The organism is Catenulispora rubra (assembly GCF_015356825.1).
Lineage (GTDB): Bacteria > Actinomycetota > Actinomycetes > Streptomycetales > Catenulisporaceae > Catenulispora > Catenulispora rubra.
The window spans coordinates 1-18,966 of sequence record NZ_JAACYW010000122.1; the positions used below are offsets into that span (position 1 = coordinate 1).

Here is an 18,966-nt window from a genome sequence, read left to right on the forward strand (position 1 = left end):
CCCCCACCGCCACCCGCCCGGCCCCGAACCTCCTTCCCGCAGGCCTGACCCGCCGCCAGGTCCGCGCCGTCGCCTCCTGCTACTTCGTCGCGTCGTTCGCGGCGCTGGGGCTGCCGCCCTACCTCACGCAGATCCTGCCTGCGCTCGGTGACCGCGGTGCGCACTGGGCCGGGCTCCTCTACGTCGTGCCGACCGTCTTCAGTGCGCTTGGGGCTCCGCTTTGGGGGCGGCTGGCTGATCGGCATGGGCGCAAGCGGTTGTTGCTGCGGGCGCAGATTGGGCTCAGCGTTTCGTTCCTGGCCGCCGGTGCGGCCGACAGCCTGGCGGCCTTCACCGCCGCGCTGGTGCTCCAGGGGTTCCTCGGTGGCACGTTCGCCGCGACCAACGGGTACCTCGGTGCCGCGTTGGAGGGGTCGCAGCTGTCGAAGGCGCTCACCCTGATGCAGGGCAGCGCACGTGCCTCGCTCGTCGCGGCGCCGATTGTGGTCGGGGGGCTGTCGCCGTGGCTCTCGCCGCACCGCCAATACCTGGTGCTGGCCGTCCTGCCGTTGGCTGCGGCGGTGCTGCTCGCCTTCCTGCCGGAGCCGACGCGGCCCGACGCCGCGGACCGCTCCACCAACGCCGTGCCGACCATGGCGCGCGGGGCGCTCAGGCTGCTCTACGTCTTCGAGTTCCTGTTCGTATTCGCGACGGTCGTCTCCTTCCCCTACCTGATCGCCCTCGTCCAGCAACGAATACCGGGCACCAACGACACCGTCGCCGGAGCCGTCTTCGCGCTGCCGCACCTATTCTACCTGCTCAGCTCCGGCCGAATACACGCCGCCGTCCTGACCCGGCCGCGCGCCGGCCTTCTCCTCGGCTTCGTCCTGGTGGCACTCGGCCTCGCCGCACACTGGCCGGCCCACACCCTCCCCGCGTTCGTCCTGGCCCGGCTCGTCCTCGGCGCGGGCCTGACGCTGGGCCTGGTCGGCCTGTCGGTCCTGACGGCCGAAGCCGCCCGAGGCCGCCAGCCAGGCCGAATGTTCGGCACATACGAACTCGTCTCCAAACTCGGCGCAGTCGCCGCCGGAGCCGCCGCGGCGCTCGCCGGCAGCGCCTACGGCCCTGTCGCCCCGCTGCTCACCGGCACCGCCGCCGCACTCGCCGCCGCCCTTCTCATACTGCTGACCCGTAGGAGCCACCGATGACCGTCCACACCGACCGCCGTCAGCCAGCTGTACCAACCCCTACGGCAGCGCTGCCGAGCGCCGACCACGTCGTCGCGCACACCCTGCTCAACTGCCTACTGCGCGAGGTCTCAGCACCAGAACACCAAACCGCCGTCGCCGACGGCCACCTGCTGCTACGTCTGCCTCGACGCGGCGTGCAACTGCGTGTGGCACTACGCCGGTCATCACTGATCGGCGCGCATCGCTTCGCAGGACCGGTGTACGAGCAGACCACGGCCGGACGACGCGAAATCGACTGGCGCGAACTCGCCGACCACATCAGAACCGAGCTGACACTACGCAGCGGCCTCGACAACGGCGAGTTCCCGGCGCAGGTGGCCTCAAGCTTTGACGGCGTCCAGGCCGCATTGTCAGCACGCAAGGCGCGCCCAGCCGCCGCAGACGACCGCTACACCGAATCCGAACAAGCCCTCCTCTTCGGCCACCGCTTCCACCCGGCCCCCAAAGCCCGCCACGCCGAACGCGGCTCCTGGCCCGACTACGCCCCCGAGTTCCGCGCCCGCTTCCAGCTCCGCCACCTCGCCGTCCGGACCGAGTTCATCGCCCAGGACACAGTCGACCCGCAGGCGCTGGCCCAGCTGGACGCCCTCGGCACGGTCCCCCCAGGCCACACCCTGCTCCCCGTTCACCCCTGGCAGTTCGAGTTGCTGCACGACGACCCGACACTGCGCGCCGCACTCGAAAGCGGCGACGTCATCGACCTAGGCCTCCGCGGCGTCCCCTTCGACGCCACCGCCTCAGTCCGGACCCTGCACGGCGCAGGCACCTTCCTGAAGTTCAGCCTCAACGTCCGCATCACCAACTGCCTGCGCAAGAACGCAGCATACGAACTCGCCGGCGCCGTCGCGCTCACCCGGCTGCTCGCCGAGCCCTTCGCCGAACTCGCCGACCGCTTCCCCAACACCGCGATGCTGCGCGAACCCGCCTTCCGAACCCTGGCATTGCCCGGCCCCGACGGCGCTGTCGACACCGGCCTATTCGAAGGCTTCGGCCTGATCGTCCGCGAAGGCCTGTCACCGCGAGTCCGCCCCGGTCTGACGCCCCTTCTGGCCGCCGCCGTCGCCGACGAGTACCCGACGAGCGCAGCCCACATCTCAGCCCTGCTCGACGGCACCGGACCCGATCAGGCGCGCCAGTGGTGGACGGACTATCTCAGGCTACTGCTGCCGCCCGTCCTCGCCGCCTACTTCGACCACGGCGTAGTGCTTGAGCCGCATCTCCAAAACGTGCTCGTCTGCGTGGACGACACCGGACGCCCGGCGCAGATCCTCCTGCGCGACCTGGAAGGCACCAAGCTGGTCCCCGAAGCCAACAGCGCCCTGCTCAGCCAGCTGCCCGCCGACGTCGCCAGCCCCATGACGTACGACGCGCAGCGCGGCTGGGACCGCGTGGTCTACTGCCTGCTGGTCAACCACGTCTCCGAACTCCTCGCCGCCATCGCCGACCGCTACCCGGCGCTGGAGGTCGCGCTGTGGGCCGAGGTACGGACGGTGCTTGCCGAGTACGCCGACGAATACGGCCGCCCGCCCCGCCTGGCCGCGCTGCTCGCCGGGGTCCCGCTCCCGGCCAAGGCCAACCTACTCACCCGCTGGGCCCGCAAAGCCGACCGCGAGGCCGGCTACGTGCCGCTGCCCTCGCCGCTGGCAGAAGACGTGCTCAGCGCGGCTGCCCGAGCCTCGGCGCCAGGAGTGTCGTGCGGTGAGTGAACGAGTATTGCGATACGTCGAAGAGCTGGCCTCCGCCGACCTCCCCGCATACGTCTACGACCTGTCGGCGCTACGCACGCATACCGCAGAAATCCGCGCCGCGCTCCCGCAACGCGTCGAGCTGTACTACGCAGCGAAGGCGAACCCTGATTCGGCCGTCCTAACCGCACTGCGCGGTGCAGTAGACGGCTACGAGGTGTCTTCCGGCGGCGAACTGACGCACGTGCGCACCGTGGTCCCGGACGCCCCGCTCGCCTTCGGCGGCCCCGGCAAAACCACCGATGAGATCGCCACCGCGCTACGCCTCGGCGTGCGTCGCTGGCACGTCGAAAGCGAGCATGAACTCCAGCAACTCGCGGCAACAGCCGACGGTCCCATCGACGTACTCCTGCGCGTCAATCTGCCGATGGACGGCGGAGTGCTGGACTCCGTCGCGCTGGCCATGGGCGGCCGCCCGACACCGTTCGGCCTCGATCCGACGCGTGTGCCGGAATGCCTACGCCTGCTGGCCAGTCCCGAGTTCGAGAGGCTGCGGCTGCGCGGAATCCACGCGCACCTGGCCAGCGGACTGTCCGCCACCGAACACCTCGCCGTCGTCGAACGCGTCGTCGACTGGACCGCGGATCTGGCAGCCCAGCACGGAATCCGGCTCGACGAGGTGAACGTCGGCGGCGGAATGGCCGTCGACTACGAGGACCCGACGCATCGCTTCGACTGGAACGCCTACGGCACGGGCCTGGCCCGGCTCCTCGACAGCCGTCCCGATCTAACACTGCGGATCGAGCCGGGCCGTGCGATGACGGCCTACTGCGGTTGGTACGTCTCGGAGGTCCTGGACGTCAAACAAAGCCACGGCGAGGACTTCGCCGTAATCCGCGGCGGCACACACCATCTGCGGACGCCCGCCACCCGCGGCCACTCGCAGCCTTTCGTCGTCTGCCCGGTCCAGAACTGGCCCCATGCCTGGAACCGGCCGACGACCACCGCGACCCGAGTGACGATCTCAGGTCAGCTATGCACCCCGAAGGACGTCCTCGCATATCAGGCTCCTGTCGAGACCCTACGCGCCGGCGACCGGATCGCGTTCGCGATGGCAGGTGCCTACGCATGGAACATCTCGCACCACGAATTCCTCATGCACCCACACCCGACGTTCCATCACTTAGAAGACCTCTGATACGCGAAAGGGGCGAGGCCACAAGGCCTCGCCCCTTCTCGCCTCAGCCCTACTGCGGCGCCGCGACACCCGCCGCCTTCGCGATGTCCCCCAACATCAGATCCGCCGCCTGCACCCCGATCCCGGACATCCACGTCTCATCCGCGACGTTGTACACCCGGTTCTGCTTCACCGCCGGCAGGTCCTTCCACACCGACGTGCCCTGCACCTCGGTCTCCTTGGTCTTCGTCGGATCGTCGGAGGTCGTGACGAACACCATGTCGGCGTCGGCCTTCCCGACCTGCTCGGCGCTGACCTCCAGCATCATCTGGTCCGCGTCCGTCGCCGACGGCCGGGTCAGGCCGACGTCGGTCAGCACCGTGCCGCTGAACGAGGCCTTCTCGTACAGCCGGGTCGGGCCCGCGACGAAGCGCACCACCGAGACCGTCGGCATCGTGCCGTTGTTCTTGGCCTTGATCTCGCCGCCGAGCTTCGCGGCGCGCGCCTCGTATGCCGTCAGCGCGGTCTTGGCCTGGCTCTCCTTGCCGAGCGCCTGCGCGTACAGCGCCAGGTTGGCCTTCCACGGGTAGCCGGTGGTCTCCGCCATCACCGTCGGGGCGATGGCGTTGAGCTGGGGGTAGATCTTCTCGTGCCGCACCTTCGAGGTCAGGATCAGGTCCGGCTTGAGGGAGGCGATGAGCTCCAGGTTCGGCTCGGTCATGGGCCCGACGTCGACGGTGCCCTTGATCTCGTCCTTGAGGTAGGAGGGGAATCCGCCCTCGCTCTTCAGGTGCGGGGAGACGGCGCCGACCGGCGTGATGCCGAGCAGCGTGACGTCGTCGAGTTCGCCGCTGTCCAGGACCACGACGCGCTTGGGCTGGGACTTGATCACGGCGGTGCCCATGGCGTGCTTGACCGAGCGCGGGAACGTGGCGGTCGTGCCGTCGGCGCCGCCGGACGAAGCAGTGTTCTGCTTCGCGCCGGACGTGCCATTGCTGCCGCTGCTAGTGCTGCTCGCGCATCCGGCGAGCAGTATGGCGGCCAGCGCGGAAGCGATCAGGGCCGGGACAAGGCGGTTCGTGGTCATGGGTTCCTCGATGAGTTCGGTACGGCAGGGGTGGCAGATACGACAGCTGTGGGAGAGGCCTTGCGGGCCAGCGGCACGACCAGCGGGGTGCCGGTCTCCGGATCGGGCACCACGCGGCACGGCACCTCGAAGACCTGCTCGACGAGGTCGGCGGTCAGGACGTCCGCGGGCGGGCCGGCGGCGGCGAGTTCGCCTTCGTGCAGCACGACGAGGTGGTCGGCGTAGCGGGCGGCCTGGCCGAGGTCGTGCAGCACCATGACGATGGTGCGGCGGCCTTCGGCGTGCAGGTCGGCGACCAGGTTCAGGACGTCGAGCTGGTGGCGCAGGTCCAGGAAGGTCGTGGGCTCGTCGAGCAGCAGCACCGAGGTGTCCTGGGCCAGCGCCAGCGCGATCCACACGCGCTGCCGCTGGCCGCCGGAGAGCTGGTCGACCGGCCGGTCGCGCAGGTCGGCGACGCCGGTGCGGACCAGGGCCAGTTCGACCGCCGCCTGGTCCGTGCCCGACCAGGTGCTGAACACCCGCTGGTGGGGATGGCGTCCGAGTCGGACCAGGGCCTCGACGGTGATGGCCTCCGGAGTGACCGGTTGTTGCGGCAGCAGACCCATGGTTCTGGCCAGCGTGCGCGCCGGGATCCGGTGGATGTCGGCGCCGTCGAGCAGGACGGTGCCGGCGGCCGGGGCGAGGAGGCGGGCCAGGCCGCGCAGCAGCGTGGACTTGCCGCAGGCGTTGGGGCCGACGATCGCGGTCACCGCCTCGGCCGGGATCTCCAGATCCAGGCCGCGCACGACGATGCGGTCGCCGTAGCGCAGGTCGAGGCCGCGGGTGGCAAGGCGGGTCATGTCAGGTTCCTTCGTTGCGAGCGGGCCATCAGCCACAGCAGCCAGGGCGCGCCGAGGGTGGCGGTGACCGTTCCGGCCGGCAGGCCGCGGATCGGCAGCAGGTTCAGGGCGACGTAGTCCGCGGCGAGCAGGAGCAGCGCTCCGGTCAGTGCGGTGAGGACGAGGGTGGCGGCGGTCGGCGGGCCGGCCAGGCGGCGCACGATGTGCGGCACGACCAGGGCCACGAAGCCGACCGGTCCGGCCAGAGCTGCGGCGAGCGAGGCCAGGACCACGGCCAGGAGGAGCAGGCCGAGGCGGGAGCGTCGGGAGTCCAGGCCGAGGCCGCCGGCGGATTCGTCGCCGAGATCGAGCACTGCGACGTGCCGCTGAATCAGGGCCGCGCCGGCGCCGACGACTGCGATCGCTCCGCCGGCGATCCAGATCTCGGGCCAGGTCCGGCCGTAGAGGGAGCCTGATGTCCACTGCAATGCCTGGCCGGCCAGCTCTTCCGGGAAGCGGACGATCATCAGGTTGACCACGGCTGCGAGGCCTTGCTGGATCGCTACTCCGACCAGGACGAGTCGTGTGACTGATACGCGCGAGCGCCAGGCCGAGGCACCGAGCAGGGCCGCGACGAGCAAGCCGCCTGCGACGGCCGCGACCGGTGTGAAGGCGGCGGGCACGCTGCCTGCGGCGAGCACGAGCACGGCGCCGACCGAGGCGCCGCCGGTGACGCCGATGACGTCAGGGGAGGCGAGGGGGTTGCGGAGCAGGCGCTGGGTCATGGACCCGGCTACGGCTAGGGCGGCGCCTGCTACGAGCGCGGCGATCACTCGTGGTGCTCGAAACTGTTGGACGACGAGGACTGTTGCGGAGTCGCCGGCGCCGAACAGGGCTCGGAGGGCGTCGAGGAAGGGGATGTGGAACTGGCCGGTGCTGAGGGCGATGCCGACCAGGGCGATCAGTAGGGCCAGGCAGGTCGCGCAGAGTGCGAGGGTTCGGCGCCGGGCGATTGCTAGGGCGTTCACCGCGCGGTCCTTCGGGCCAGCCAGGCCAGCAACGGCGCGCCGAGCAGGGCCGTGACGATGCCGGTCTCCAGCTCCGAGGGCCGCGCGACCAGGCGGCCCAGGACGTCGGCGGCGAGGAGCAGCGTCGCTCCGGCGACGAAGCAGGCGGGTATCAGGCGTCGATGATCGCCGCCGAGGAGTGGTCGCACCAGGTGCGGCGCGGCCAGCCCGACGAACGGGATCGGCCCGGCTGCCGCCACCGCGCCGGCGGCCAGCAGGACCACCGCGCCGCCGCCGATCAGGCGCATGCGGGCCACGGGGACGCCGAGCGCGTGCGCTGCTTCGTCGCCGAGTGCGAGGGCGTTCAGCGAGGGGGCGACCAGGAAGGCCAGGAGCAGGCCGACCACGACGAACGGGAGGACTCGTACCAGCACGCCGAGGTCGCGCCCGCCGATGGAGCCGGCGAGCCAGAACCGCGCCTCGTCCAGCGTGCGCTGGCTGGCGAGCATCAGGGCCATGGTCCAGGAGGCGAGCATCGCGGTGAGGACGGTGCCGGCGAGGGCCAGGCGGACCGGATCCACGTCGCCGGGGCGCATCGCCAGCACGTGGACCAGGACTGCTGCGCCTGCGGCACCAGCCACGGCGAACCAGACGTACTCCAGCGGCGTGGCGAGGTGGAAGACGAAGATCGCTGCTACTACCGCGAACCCGGCCCCGGCGTTGATGCCGAGGGTGGTCGGCGAGGCCAGCGGATTGCGGGTCACGCCCTGCGCTACGACCCCGGCGACGCCCAGTGCGCCTCCGACGACGAGCCCGATCAGCGTGCGGGGGACTCGGAGGCCGGTGACGACGTCGGCGTCGGGGTTGGCGCCGGCGCCGTGGGCGGAGCCGGTGAGGGCGTCGAGGACGGTGGAGAGCGGGATCGAGCGCGGTCCGAGGACCAGGCTCAGGATGCTGCACAGGAGCAGGAGACCCAGGCCGACGGTCGCCACGACGAAGGGCGGTAGGTGGCGGGACTGTCGAGGCGGGGTTCGGGCGGGTCCCGTGGCGGCAGCCGTCGGCCCGTCGGAGGTGAGCATGGTTGGAGAGTTTAGGTGAGGCTTACCTAAGTTCGTCAAACGGGGGTGGGAACCAGTCCGCCGGCCCCTTCACGAGATGTGAAGGAGCCGGCGGCCGGAGCGAATCAGGAAGCGTCGAAGATCAGCGAGGTCAGGTTCCCCGCGTCCCCCTTGTTCCAGATCGGGTACACCGTGGACGCGGTGCCTCGGTGCACGTGGCCGGAGGTGTCCTCGACCGTGAACACGACGTCCTCGCCGTAGGGGTTGACCTGGCGGGTCAGGATCTTGATGGTGTCGTCGCGCACCGTGCGGTCCAGCGAGATGGCGCGGCCGAAGGCCTCCATGCCGGTCAGGTCCTGGCCGAGGGAGTTCGGGTACAGCACGTATGTGCCGTCCTTCTTGTCGCGCTGGCTCCAGCCGAGCTGGTCGGGCGCCAGGGGTCGGTAGCGGATCTGGTGGACCCAGTCGAAGGCGCCTTCCAGGCCTCCCTTGTCCACTGCCAGGGCGAAGGCCTGGTCGAAGGCGGTGCGCAGCGTCACCTCGGCGCCGGGCTTGGCCAGGGGGTGGACCGCGTACGACTGGGTGCCCTGCGCTGCGGCGAGGGAGGGGGAGGCGGGCGCGTCGATCGATGAGCTCCAGGAGCCCGGGATCGAGATGCCGACCACGATCGCGAACAGGGCGCCGCCTGCGAGGAGTTGCGGGCGGTAGCGCTCGGCGCGCGGGAGATGCAGGCCCAGGAAGCGGCCGGGTGGGGTGGCTGCCAGGGCCGGGATCAGGCCGAACCGGGACGGCGTCGTGACCGGGGTCGTCGTCTCGGGGGTCTCAGGGGCTTCCGACGGATCCGACGCCTTCGTCGCGCGATCCCCGACCAGCAGCGACACCAGCTCACCGGCCGCTACGGCGGCAGCCGGGAACATGATCATCTCGTAGCGCATGAGGGTCGAGTAGCCGACGCCCGCGGTGATGACGTAGGTCGCGCAGACCGCTCCGAAGAACACCGCCGCGGCGTCGGACTTGAACCGGATCACCACCGTGATGCCGGCGGCGATCAGCAGCGCGTACAGCGTGCGGTCGCTGTGCCACATGTAGGTGCACGCTTCTTGGGTGACGATCTTCAGGAAGTGGACGAACTGCCTGATGACGCCCCAGGTGGTGGTCTGCCCGCGGCTGAGGACCCCGCCGGTGTCCGTCTTGGCCAGCATCATGCTGATGACCTGCGTCGCCACCGTCACCGCCGAGGTGACCACCAGCGTACTGAGCCACCGGTTCCGCCACGTCCGCTCCCGCGCCAGCGCCCACAGCCACCCGGCGCCGGCCATCGCCGGGGCGAGCACCCCGACCTGGCGCGTCAGGGGGATGAACAGAGCCATGAGGCCGATCCACGCCAGATGGGAAGGCGCCGCGCGTCGCCCGATCGGGAAGCTGGCCACCATCACGGCCGTCAGCCCCATCGCCAGGGTGTCCGTACCGGCCCAGGAGAAGCCCCAGATCGGGTTCACCAGGCTGAACGCGCCGGTCACGATCACCGCGACCGCCGGGCCGTACAGACGCTGGAGCACACGCGCGATCGCCCACAGGAACAGCACGTCGCCGAGCACCGGGATCATCAGCGACCCGCCGGAGAGTCCCCAAAGCCAGATGAAGGGTATCGACAGCACGGGATACAGGATCCGGGTCCGGGCCAGCTGCCACGTCGGGTCGTTGTCGGCGAAGTACCAGGGCGCGATGTGGGTGCCCGGCGACACCTGCTGCTCAAGCTTGATCGAGGAGGGCAGCGAGTGCCCCATGTCCCGCGCCATCATCGTCAGGTAGTACCGGCTGTCCGGCGGATGGTTCCACCCCTGGCGGCTGGTGACGCTCATCGCCATCGAGGCGACGAACAGCGGGAAGATGAGCACCAGCACGCCGACCCGCACCCCGAACACGTCGCGGTACATCAGCCGCGTCACGAAGTCCTGGATGGCGACCGGATGCAGCCGGCGTCTCCACGACGTCGCCTCCTCGGTCTCGGCTATGAGGGTGTCTGCGCTCATCCTGTCCCGTCCTGGTTTCGCCAAGCCCCGTGGCGCCCGCCGGGCAGCGGACGCGATACCGAAAGAGACTCACGAGCACCTCGAAGAGGTTGCCAGGCATGGACAAGGGCCAGACCGTGTGAGCGAAGAGAGTGTACGGCCTCGCAGCGCCCGGATGCCGTTCACCGAGATGGGCCGGTTGCACGGGTGTCGGCGGCGCCGTCGAGACCACTGCGGACACCGAGACCGCTGCCGCCGCCGACGCTGCCGCAGAGACCGTCGCCGCCGACACCTCCGCCGACGCCCGTGGTCGGGTAGCGTCCTGCCGCGTGACGAATCTTCGAATCGGTGTCATGTACGACCGTGCCTGGTCCCCGGAAGGGCTCCCGGCCTTCGCCCGCGAGGTCGAGGCGCTCGGCGCCGACGACCTGTGGGTCGTCGAAGACCTCGGATGGGGCGGCGGCATCTCGGCGGCGGCGCTTGCCCTGGCGGCGACCTCGCGGCTCCGGGTCGGCCTCGGCATCGCCCCGGCGCCGCTGCGCAATCCGGCGCTGCTGGCGATGGAGACGGCGTTCCTGGCGCGTGTCCACCCCGGCCGGTTCGTCGCCGGCCTCGGACACGGCGTCACCGAGTGGATGGCCTCGGTCGGGGCCGCTCCCGGCTCAGCGCTGGCCCTGCTTGGCGAGTCGACCGAAGCACTGCGTGCGTTGTTGCGCGGCGAGCGCGTGCAGACGCAGGGCCGGGAGGTGCGGATCGACGACCTGCGGCTGGTGCACCCGCCCGAGGTGGTGCCGCCGGTCGTGCTGGGCGTCGTGCGGCCGCGGTCGCTGGAGCTCGCCGGGCGCCTCGCGGACGGCACGGTGATCGCCGAGGGCCACGGTCCCACCGATCTGGAGGCGGCGCTGGCGCTGATCCGGAAGGGCGGGGCGGCGCCGGACCATGAGCTGATCGTGTTCGCCTACGCGGCCGTGGCGGACGACGTCCGGCAAGCCGCGGAGGCGCTGCGGGACAAGGTCGAGGATCAGGCCGGCTGGCTGGGGTGCGATCCGAGTGAGGTGTTCACCGTCAGCGGGACGCCTGCCGACGCCGTCGCACGGATCGCGGAGCTTGAGGCGGCCGGCGCGACGAGCGTCGTGCTGCGGTTCAGTGGGGACGAGCCTGTGCGGCAGCTCGGCGCGGTGCTCGCGGCGCGCAGAAGCTGAGCCTTCCGCCGCACTGTAGGGCCCCTAGCGCATCGAAGAAAGCGCCTGCCCGACGCCGTGGATCAGGGTTCTGCTGGCGGCGAGCGCCGCGCGCAGGTCGTCGGCTGACGTAGGGCCCTGATGCTGCTCCAGCACGACGCCGAGCACGAGCCGGGTCGTGCCGTGGGCGTCGGGCTGGCGGGCGGCCCACATCAGCGCGCCACCGGCCGGGGTGCTGGAGCCGGTCTTCATGCCGATCACGCCGTTCTCGCCGAGCAGGGTGTTGGTGTTGACGAGGCGGGTGTGCAGGCCGGGCACGGTGGCGGTGGGCATCTTGACGATGCGGTCGAAGGCGGGGTCGGCGATCGCTTTCTTGGCCAGCTTGAGCTGGTCGACAGCGGTGCTCCTGGTCGTTCCGGTCTGGTCGATGCCGTTGGTGGCGTAGGCCGGGGCGGCGCTGCCCACGCCCGCGCCGAGGCCGAGGCCCGCGCCCAGGGTCAGGCCCGTGCCGGCCTTGAGGAGTGTGCGCCGGCTGAAGTCGCGGCCGCTCAGCGATGGTTCAGACATTCTCAACCCTCTTGTTCATCGGGGTAAGGATGCGACGACTGTCACAGGCGGGATTCTTGAGTCGGGGCTTCACAATCTGCGCACAGTGATCGCATAATCCGGGGCGCGGTACCCGATGGGGTGAGAGGCAGAGCTGGCGGTAGTGCGTCAGGAAGCCGCTGCTGCCTAGCGGCTGAAGGCCAGCGTCCCGAAGCCGAGTTGGTCGTAGCCGCCGCTGTTAGGGCCGTAGTCGCCGCCTCCGCCTTCGGCCCGTACCTTCGCCGCGAACGCGGCCGTGTATGGCGCCGCGAGGCCGCGGCGTGCGACGTAGTGGTTGTAGACCATCTCCCAGATGGGCCGGACGTCGCCGCGGGCCTGGGGCGAGACCGCGGTGATGTCCTTCGAGCCCGACCACACTCCCGGTGCGCCGAACTTCCAGGTGAAGGGCGTGAACGGGACGTCCTGGCCGAGGTTGTACCTGGCGACGTACTCGCAGCCCTTGAGTAGGCGGCTGTCGTCGTATCCGTACAGGTCGACGCCCTGGTTCCACGCCATCTCGCAGATCGTGCCGGCCAGGCCGATGCCGAGCGTGGTGTGGCCCTGGTCGCGGCCGCTCTCCTGCCACTGGCCCAGACCGCCGGGGTGCAGGAACTGGACGGCGTGCTCGATGGAGCCGTAGCCGGCGCCGCTCTTGAAGTAGGTGACGGCTTCGTCGACCTTGGCGTGGTCGCCGTTGAGGATACCGACGGCGAGCACGCAGGCCATGCTGCACAGGTCCCAGTTGGCCCAGTAGTTGGTGATGAAGGCGCCGTTGTGGCGTGCCAGGAAGCTGCTGCTCAGCGGGTAGAAGACGGTCTGGAGCAGGTGTTGGCAGGCCGCGAGGTCGAAGCCGGCGTAGCCGCGCAGGATCTCGGCCGCGTTGGCGAACTGGTAGCCGTAGATGCCGGCGGCGAGGAACTTGTCGGCGGTGCCGTCGACGCGCGTGAGCGTGTGGGCCCAGGCGTTGAGGACGTCGCGCGCGGTGTCGGCGTGCTTGGTGTCGCCGCTGACCTTCCAGCGCAGGGCGTTCTGGTAGGCGGCGTGGATGTCGTTGTAGAGCGCGGCGTAGTTCTCCGGAGTGCCGCTGCCGCGGTAGACGGTCGCGGCGGGCCGGGGGCGCCAGCCGGACTGCGAATGTGGGTTCGCGACCAGCCGCTCCCAGCCGGCGCGCCACGGCTGTGCGCCTGCCGCGACCTTCGCGGCCATGCGCGCGAAGTCGGCCGTGGTGTGCAGCATGCCGGGATGCCCGCCGGCGGTCGGCGAGTCCGAGCGGGAGCTTTGGGCGGTGCTCGGGGAGCTGGACGTGGTGCCGGTGGTGGGTGAGGGTGCGTGTGTGCTCGACGAGCCGGTGGTCGGGGTCGGACCGGAGGTCAGGGGTTTGAGATGAGCTGCCGGATCCGGCGACGTTTGTTGGCTGGACGCGGCGCCGCAGCCCGCCAGGACCGCACCGCCGGAGACGCCTGCGACGGTGGTCAGCAGGCTGCGGCGGGGCATCGCGGTGCCGCTGGTTACCGGTAACATGGAGCGCATCGTTCCACCTTGAATATAAGAGATCTGTTAAGGCCTCGGTGCTCGCCGACTGATCCGGAATCCGGTGAAGTCGGCGCAGAACGTGCCGGCCACCAGGTCGACGGCATGGATGCCGGCGAACGCACCGGTGAAGCGCGCAGCTCGGGACGCGGCGGCGTTTAGCCGGCGGCGGGTTACAGCGGAACGCCGGCCCAGCGCGCCGGGACGCCGTGCTGCCAGGCGTCCCAGTTCGTGATGATCTCTGCGGCGAGCGGTGATCCGACGCGCCAGACGTTCTCCGCGGCCAGCGTCCAGCCCACGTCTTGGGTGAACGCTGACTCGGCGGCCTTGCCGGGTGCGGCGCGGTCGAAGTTCGCGCCGGCGCGGAGCACTGCCACGCGTGAGAGGTCCGCGAGTCCGGCCTGCGTCGCGCGCTCGAGGGCCACCAGGGTCGCGTTGTCCTCCATCTGCGTTACCGCGTAGCGGCCGCGGCGGTCGGTGTAGTCGCTCACCCAGCTGGTGGCTCGCGCGCCGAGTTGATGCCCGGACCAGAACACGCTCGTGGTCAGCGACGATCCGGACAGCATGGCAGGGCCCTGACTGCCGGCACCCGGGTACTCGGCGCGCAGGGCGGCGACCGCCGGATCGTCGGCCAGCTCGACGCCGGCGCCGATCGAGGCCGCCGCCTGTCGTAGGGACTCGTCCAGCCGGTAGACCTCGCCGGGGACGCGCAGCTCCGGCGGCTTGCCGGGCGCGCTCGCGCCGAGCGGCACGAATCCGTGCGGCCAGCTGGCCGGGATCTCTCGGGCGTCGAGCTCGTGCGCGTAGCCGCCGTGGACCGCGAAGTCCGCGCACACCACCGATCCGATCGTGCCCACGGCCGGGTCGATCCCGGCGATGCCCGCTATCAGCACGTAGGCCTGCGACAGGTCGAAGAGCCCGGACAGCGCCAGCGCCGCCACCGAGGCCGCCGCGTTCGACTCGCCCATGCCGGTGGTCAGCAGCCACAGGCCGTCGGCGCGGCCGTGCACCAGCGGGAAGTCGGCACACAGACCCGGCACGACCACCGAGGTGTCCAGGCCCTCACGCACCCGCCACCGGAAGCCCTCCCCGAGGCCGTCCTCCGGCTCGGTGTCGAACATCGTGATCACCAGCACCCGCACCTGCCGGACCATCGCCATCCCGCCTTCGCCTCGCGTGACACGTCAAGGCGACGATTATCGAGGCGGCCGGCCGCGACCCGCATCGGGCGAGGGACGGCTTCGGGGTGCCGGAGGTGGTCTGGCCCGGCCGTTCGAACGTGTGGCCGTTGAGGTGGTGGCACGTACCTCCGAAATCCGTGCGGAAAGACGAAACACTTGCTGCCTACGTATGCCGCACGCGGGTCGGGAGTTCAGTCCCGGCTCGCCGTTCCTTGACACGTAAGTCACTAAGTGATTTATTCACTTCACGCCAGCCGTAGAGGAGAGCGAAGTGCACGAGGCGAAACCTGCTGGAAGCACGCCGGGGGCCATGGCCGGAAGCGCGGCCGGGGCCATTGCCGGGGGCCTGTTGAGCGGAGACCCCGCTCGCCCGGAAACCCTCTCCGACCGCCTGGCCTCCGGAGTGCTCAGCCTGATCAACCGCGAGGGCCTGAACCAGGGCGATCCGTTGCCCACCGTCAAAGTGCTCGCTGCGCAGTTCTCGGTGACCACGCCGACGATGCGCGAGGCGTTGCGGCGGCTTCAGGCCACCGACGCGGTGGAGTTGCGTCATGGCTCCGGCGTGTATGTGGGCGCCGGGGTTCACAGGACCCTGATGCCCAATCCGAACTCCATGATCACCGACTATGCCGAGCTGGCGATCCAGCTGGTCGAAGCCCGTCTGGTCATCGAGCCCGGGATTGCGGCGCTGGCCGCGCAGCACCGGGACGAGGCCGATCTGGAGCGCCTGGAGCTGGCTCTGGAGACCGCGACCCGGTCACCGGACGACCCGCGTCCGCATCTGTACTTCCACCGCGAGCTGGCGAGGTCGTCCGGCAACAAGGTGCTGTACGAGATCGTCGACTCGCTGCTGGAGGTCCGGGCGCGGGAGCAGCAGTTCCTGCGGCGCCTGATCACCGACCGGCAGCGCGACTACGACGAGCACCAGGCGATCGTCGTGGCCGTCCGGGCCGGTGACTCCGCCGCCGCCGAATCCCTGGTTCGCGAACACCTGCGGGAGCTGCGCTACACCGTCGAGCGCACTGAACGGCAGGTCTCCGCGCCTCCGGGCGAGCCGCCCACACCTCGAACGAGAGAATGAGATGACCCTTGACGCCGCGTCGTTTGATCGCCCCCGCTCCCACCGCCTGGCCGATCTCACGTGGCCCGAAGTGCGCCGCCGCCGCGCCGAAGCACCCGTCGCGATCGTTCCGCTCGGGGCCTGCGAGCAGCACGGCACCGGTCTGGCCCTGCGCACCGACACCACCCGGGCCGAGGTCGTCGCCGATCTGATCGCCGAGCGGCTCTCGCCCAGAGTCCTGATATCCCCGGTGATCCCGGTCGGTGTCTCCGAACACCACATGGGCTTCCCCGGAACCCTCACGCTGACCGCCGAGACCCTCGGCCACGTCATCGACGACCTGCTGACCAGCCTGTACCGGCACGGCTGGCGCCGGATCTTCATCCTCACCGGCCACGGCGGCAACAACTCCGCCGTCGACATCAGCGTTCGACGGCTGCGGGCCCGCCACACCGACCTGCACCTGGCCTGGAGCGGCATCACCAACGTCGCCTCGGACGTGGTCGCGCGGCTGGCCACCAGCCCCGTGCGCGGCCACAGCTGCGAGATCGAGACGTCGCAGGCGCTGTTCGCCGATCCCACGCTCGTGCGGCCCGACCAGCTGATCCGCGGCGCCGCCACCGTGCACGACCTGGACCCGGCCGGCCGGCTGAGCCAGACCCACAAAGGCATCCACTTCCCGCAGGACTACCACGTCCTGAGCCCCACCGGCGCCCTCGGCGACGGCCGCGAGGCCAGTGTCGAGGACGGGGAGGCGGTCATCACCACCGTCGTCGACCGGGTCGTGGCGTTCCTTGAGGACTTCATGGCGCTGCCCGACCGCGCACACCTTCCCACCCCCACCCTTGCCGATTCCGATCCCCTGACCCTGGAGGCCTGATGCTCTCGTCCAGACTCCGGCGGCGCATCGCCATCGCGCTCGCGCCCCTCGCCTTGCTCCTGCCCACCGCCTGCGGCTCCAGCTCTTCATCGGCCTCCGGCAGCAGCAGCGGCAACTCATACGGCACGCTCACCGCCGGGACCATCAAGTTCGCCTACCGTGCGGACGACAAGCCTGTGTCGTTCGTCCAGGACGGCAAGCCGGCGGGCTTCATGGTGGACCTGACGACCGCGATGGCCGCGAAGCTGAATCTGAAAGCCGACTTCGTGTCGACGAACTTCAACAGCATGCTGCCGGACGTGCGCAACCATCTGTATGACGCTGCCGCGTTCGGGGTGCTGGTCACTCCGGACCGCAAGAAGCAGACGGCGTTCACCTCGGCCGTGAACTACAGCCAGGCGCAGGTGGTCTCGCTGAAGAACGCGGCGATCGCGACGGTGGCCGACTGCAACGGCAAGACCATCGCCGTCACGCAAGGCAGTGAGCTGATATCTCTGCTTCAGGCCACGGCGCCGAAGGTCACCATTCGAGAGTTCCCCAACATCGCTTCCAGCGCCAACGCGTTGTCGGCGAAGCAGGTGGACGGTCTGCTGACCGGGACCACCACGACTCAGAATCTGTTGGGGCAGCACAGCGACTTCGTGGCTTCGCCGCCGGTGACGAGCGGGCTGAGCGCGTTCCCGGTGGCGCAGGACCGGCCGAAGCTGTTGCAGGCGTTGAACTCCGCGCTTGAGCAGGTCATCAAGGACGGGACGTATACGAAGCTGTTCGCCAAGTGGAACCCGCCGGGGACCAAGATCCCTGATCAGATGCTCAGCGACTATCCGGGGATGCAGCAGGTTCTGGCGGCGTCGTCCTCTGGCTCCTCTGGTTCCGCTGGTTCTTCGGCTTCCGCTTCCTCTTCGTCCAGTACGCCCTGAGGACAGGAGCAAGCATCGTGAACGGTTTGCAGCGCTTCTGGGACACGTTCTTCAACGGCCATCTGTTGGTGGACGTCTTCCCCTCACTGCTTCGCACCGGACTGCTCAACACTCTGGTGCTCGCGCTTCTGGCCAGCGTCATCGGCTTGGTGGTGGGCATCGTGATCGCGTCCGGTCTGATGGCTCGGACCCGCTTCGCCCGTCTGCCCAGCCGGTGCTACGTCGACGTCCTGCGTGGACTGCCGCACATCCTGAGCATCTACCTCATCGGGCAGGGGCTGCCGGTCGCCGGGTTGAACATCTTCGGGACCTGGACGTACGGGTATGCGGCGCTCGCCATCGGGCTGACTGAGGGTGCTTATATGGCGGAGATCTTCCGTTCGGGCTTCCAGAGTGTCGATCCGGGCATCGTCGAGGCGGCGCGGTCCGTGGGGATGTCGCAGCGCAAGACCATGCGGCTGGTGGTGTTCCCCATCGGGTTCCGGCAGGTGCTGCCGGCGCTGACAGGCCAGTTCATTCTCGTCATCAAGAGCACGGCTCTGGTGTATCTGCTGGGGCTGGCGGCGGGGCAACGGGAGATGTTCGCCATTGCCCAGGACGCATCTACGAATGATGCGTCGCTGACTCCCTTGGTCGCGGCCGGCGTGTTGTATCTGGCGATCACTGTGCCGCTCACGTATGCGGTCAACGCTTGGGACCGGCGGTTGCGTGAGGGTCCCCGTGCTGCTGCCATCGATCCCGTGATGCGTCAGGAGGCCATCGCATGAACACGGTCTCCAATGCTGCGCGCAGCGATGGGAAGGCCACTCATCGGGCTCCCACTGCTGTCCGTTTCGAGAACATCCACAAGAGTTTCGGCGTGACGCCGATTCTGCGCGGCGTCGATTTGGAGGTCGCCGGAGGTACTACGACGTGTGTCATCGGGCCGTCGGGCTCGGGCAAGTCGACGTTGTTGCGGTGCGCGAACTTGTTGGAGGTGCCTGATTCGGGGCGGGTGTTGATCGGGGAGGAGGCGATCACCGATCGCGGTGCGGATGTCGACAGCATTCGTACTCGCGTCGGGATGGTCTTCCAGCGGTTCCATCTGTTCCCGCACCACAGCGTGCTGAACAACGTGACCCTTGCGCTTCAGCAGGTGCTGGGCGTTCCTCGCGAAAAGGCTGTGGAGATCGCGCGGCGGCGGCTGGCCGAGGTCGGGCTGGCCGCTGTCGAAGACCGGCGTCCTTCTCAGTTGTCCGGCGGCCAGCAGCAGCGGGTGGCGATCGCCCGGTCGCTGGCCATGGACCCCGAGGTGATGCTCTTCGACGAGGCGACGTCGGCCCTGGACCCGGAGCTGGTCAAGGGCGTGCTCGGGGTGATGCGCGATCTGGCGCAGCAGGGGATGACGATGATCGTCGTGACCCACGAGATGCGTTTCGCGCGGGAGGCGGCTCATCAGGTCGCGTTCCTGGACGGTGGCCGCGTGCTGGAGACGGCGGCGCCGGACGCGTTGTTCGACTCGCCCCAGAGCGGGCGACTGCGGGAGTTCCTAGACCAAGTGCTTTGACTTCTCTTCT

At 69.8% G+C, this 18,966-nt stretch carries 17 protein-coding genes; 9 read left to right on the forward strand and 8 right to left on the reverse strand.

The window, feature by feature from the left end; genetic code table 11:
* Positions 1-44: 44 nt before the first annotated feature.
* The 3 genes from GWK61_RS28795 to GWK61_RS28805 are packed head-to-tail and all read left to right on the forward strand — an operon-like array spanning position 45 to position 4,112.
* Positions 45-1,187 (forward strand): MFS transporter, encoded by a 1,143-nt coding sequence (locus GWK61_RS28795; RefSeq protein ID WP_194913701.1) that lies wholly within the window; start codon positions 45-47, stop codon positions 1,185-1,187.
* Positions 1,184-2,935: an IucA/IucC family protein gene (locus tag GWK61_RS28800; RefSeq protein ID WP_194913639.1), complete on the forward strand. Its 1,752-nt coding sequence runs from the start codon at positions 1,184-1,186 to the stop codon at positions 2,933-2,935. The genes GWK61_RS28795 and GWK61_RS28800 overlap by 4 nt, the downstream gene beginning before the upstream one ends.
* Complete coding sequence (locus GWK61_RS28805; protein ID WP_194913645.1) at positions 2,928-4,112, forward strand: type III PLP-dependent enzyme; 1,185 nt, start codon at positions 2,928-2,930, stop codon at positions 4,110-4,112. The genes GWK61_RS28800 and GWK61_RS28805 overlap by 8 nt, the downstream gene beginning before the upstream one ends.
* 49 nt (positions 4,113-4,161) lie before the next feature.
* Here GWK61_RS28805 and GWK61_RS28810 read toward each other — a convergent pair whose 3' ends face one another.
* The 5 genes from GWK61_RS28810 to GWK61_RS28830 form a co-directional block, all read right to left on the reverse strand.
* The gene (locus GWK61_RS28810) at positions 4,162-5,178 is read right to left on the reverse strand and encodes an ABC transporter substrate-binding protein (RefSeq protein WP_194913647.1); all 1,017 of its coding nucleotides are present in this window, start codon (positions 5,176-5,178) and stop codon (positions 4,162-4,164) included.
* A complete protein-coding gene (locus tag GWK61_RS28815) occupies positions 5,175-6,017 on the reverse strand; it encodes an ABC transporter ATP-binding protein (RefSeq protein ID WP_194913649.1) in 843 nt (280 codons plus the stop codon). Before GWK61_RS28815 ends, GWK61_RS28810 begins: the two co-directional genes overlap by 4 nt.
* Entirely contained in the window at positions 6,014-7,024 is a 1,011-nt protein-coding gene (locus tag GWK61_RS28820) for a FecCD family ABC transporter permease (RefSeq protein WP_323747799.1), read from the reverse strand. The genes GWK61_RS28815 and GWK61_RS28820 overlap by 4 nt, the downstream gene beginning before the upstream one ends.
* Positions 7,021-8,082: a FecCD family ABC transporter permease gene (locus GWK61_RS28825; RefSeq protein WP_194913651.1), complete on the reverse strand. Its 1,062-nt coding sequence runs from the start codon at positions 8,080-8,082 to the stop codon at positions 7,021-7,023. The genes GWK61_RS28820 and GWK61_RS28825 overlap by 4 nt, the downstream gene beginning before the upstream one ends.
* 104 nt (positions 8,083-8,186) lie before the next feature.
* The gene (locus tag GWK61_RS28830) at positions 8,187-10,094 is read right to left on the reverse strand and encodes a hypothetical protein (RefSeq protein WP_194913653.1); all 1,908 of its coding nucleotides are present in this window, start codon (positions 10,092-10,094) and stop codon (positions 8,187-8,189) included.
* A gap of 308 nt (positions 10,095-10,402) precedes the next feature.
* On the opposite strand from GWK61_RS28830, the gene GWK61_RS28835 reads away from it, so the two are divergent.
* Positions 10,403-11,275 (forward strand): LLM class flavin-dependent oxidoreductase, encoded by an 873-nt coding sequence (locus GWK61_RS28835; RefSeq protein ID WP_194913655.1) that lies wholly within the window; start codon positions 10,403-10,405, stop codon positions 11,273-11,275.
* 24 nt (positions 11,276-11,299) lie between these two features.
* Here the strand turns inward: GWK61_RS28835 and GWK61_RS28840 are convergent, their stop codons facing one another.
* From GWK61_RS28840 to GWK61_RS28850, 3 genes are all read right to left on the reverse strand, one after another.
* Entirely contained in the window at positions 11,300-11,821 is a 522-nt protein-coding gene (locus GWK61_RS28840; protein WP_194913656.1) for a hypothetical protein, read from the reverse strand.
* Between the two features lie 165 nt (positions 11,822-11,986).
* Positions 11,987-13,369, reverse strand: coding sequence for an alginate lyase family protein (locus tag GWK61_RS28845; protein ID WP_228563106.1), 1,383 nt, complete (start codon positions 13,367-13,369; stop codon positions 11,987-11,989).
* Between the two features lie 173 nt (positions 13,370-13,542).
* Positions 13,543-14,529 (reverse strand): purine-nucleoside phosphorylase, encoded by a 987-nt coding sequence (locus GWK61_RS28850; RefSeq protein ID WP_194913663.1) that lies wholly within the window; start codon positions 14,527-14,529, stop codon positions 13,543-13,545.
* Positions 14,530-14,821: 292 nt separating this feature from the next.
* Here GWK61_RS28850 and GWK61_RS28855 point away from each other — a divergent pair, with 292 nt between their 5' ends.
* The 5 genes from GWK61_RS28855 to GWK61_RS28875 are packed head-to-tail and all read left to right on the forward strand — an operon-like array spanning position 14,822 to position 18,956.
* Positions 14,822-15,631 (forward strand): FadR/GntR family transcriptional regulator, encoded by an 810-nt coding sequence (locus GWK61_RS28855; RefSeq protein WP_323747800.1) that lies wholly within the window; start codon positions 14,822-14,824, stop codon positions 15,629-15,631.
* Between the two features lies 1 nt (position 15,632).
* Positions 15,633-16,490 carry a creatininase family protein gene (locus tag GWK61_RS28860; RefSeq protein ID WP_194913665.1) on the forward strand — a complete coding sequence of 286 codons (858 nt, stop codon included), beginning with the start codon at positions 15,633-15,635 and terminating at the stop codon, positions 16,488-16,490.
* The gene (locus GWK61_RS28865) at positions 16,490-17,410 is read left to right on the forward strand and encodes a substrate-binding periplasmic protein (protein WP_194913667.1); all 921 of its coding nucleotides are present in this window, start codon (positions 16,490-16,492) and stop codon (positions 17,408-17,410) included. Before GWK61_RS28860 ends, GWK61_RS28865 begins: the two co-directional genes overlap by 1 nt.
* Positions 17,411-17,427: 17 nt before the next feature.
* Positions 17,428-18,177, forward strand: a complete 750-nt coding sequence (locus GWK61_RS28870) for an amino acid ABC transporter permease (protein WP_369125622.1) — start codon at positions 17,428-17,430, stop codon at positions 18,175-18,177.
* The gene (locus tag GWK61_RS28875; protein ID WP_194913669.1) at positions 18,174-18,956 is read left to right on the forward strand and encodes an amino acid ABC transporter ATP-binding protein; all 783 of its coding nucleotides are present in this window, start codon (positions 18,174-18,176) and stop codon (positions 18,954-18,956) included. The genes GWK61_RS28870 and GWK61_RS28875 overlap by 4 nt, the downstream gene beginning before the upstream one ends.
* Positions 18,957-18,966 lie beyond the last annotated feature (10 nt).

Bases quoted from the DNA above. Each gene is read 5' to 3' on its own strand.
- GWK61_RS28865 (WP_194913667.1), top strand. From the start codon at position 16,490: ATGCTCTCGTCCAGACTCCGGCGGCGCATCGCCATCGCGCTCGCGCCC.
- GWK61_RS28815 (WP_194913649.1), bottom strand. From the start codon at position 6,017: ATGACCCGCCTTGCCACCCGCGGCCTCGACCTGCGCTACGGCGACCGC.
- GWK61_RS28830 (WP_194913653.1), bottom strand. From the start codon at position 10,094: ATGAGCGCAGACACCCTCATAGCCGAGACCGAGGAGGCGACGTCGTGG.
- GWK61_RS28845 (WP_228563106.1), bottom strand. From the start codon at position 13,369: ATGCGCTCCATGTTACCGGTAACCAGCGGCACCGCGATGCCCCGCCGC.
- GWK61_RS28825 (WP_194913651.1), bottom strand. From the start codon at position 8,082: ATGCTCACCTCCGACGGGCCGACGGCTGCCGCCACGGGACCCGCCCGA.
- GWK61_RS28810 (WP_194913647.1), bottom strand. From the start codon at position 5,178: ATGACCACGAACCGCCTTGTCCCGGCCCTGATCGCTTCCGCGCTGGCC.
- GWK61_RS28840 (WP_194913656.1), bottom strand. From the start codon at position 11,821: ATGTCTGAACCATCGCTGAGCGGCCGCGACTTCAGCCGGCGCACACTC.
- GWK61_RS28875 (WP_194913669.1), top strand. From the start codon at position 18,174: ATGAACACGGTCTCCAATGCTGCGCGCAGCGATGGGAAGGCCACTCAT.
- GWK61_RS28800 (WP_194913639.1), top strand. From the start codon at position 1,184: ATGACCGTCCACACCGACCGCCGTCAGCCAGCTGTACCAACCCCTACG.
- GWK61_RS28850 (WP_194913663.1), bottom strand. From the start codon at position 14,529: ATGGCGATGGTCCGGCAGGTGCGGGTGCTGGTGATCACGATGTTCGAC.
- GWK61_RS28860 (WP_194913665.1), top strand. From the start codon at position 15,633: ATGACCCTTGACGCCGCGTCGTTTGATCGCCCCCGCTCCCACCGCCTG.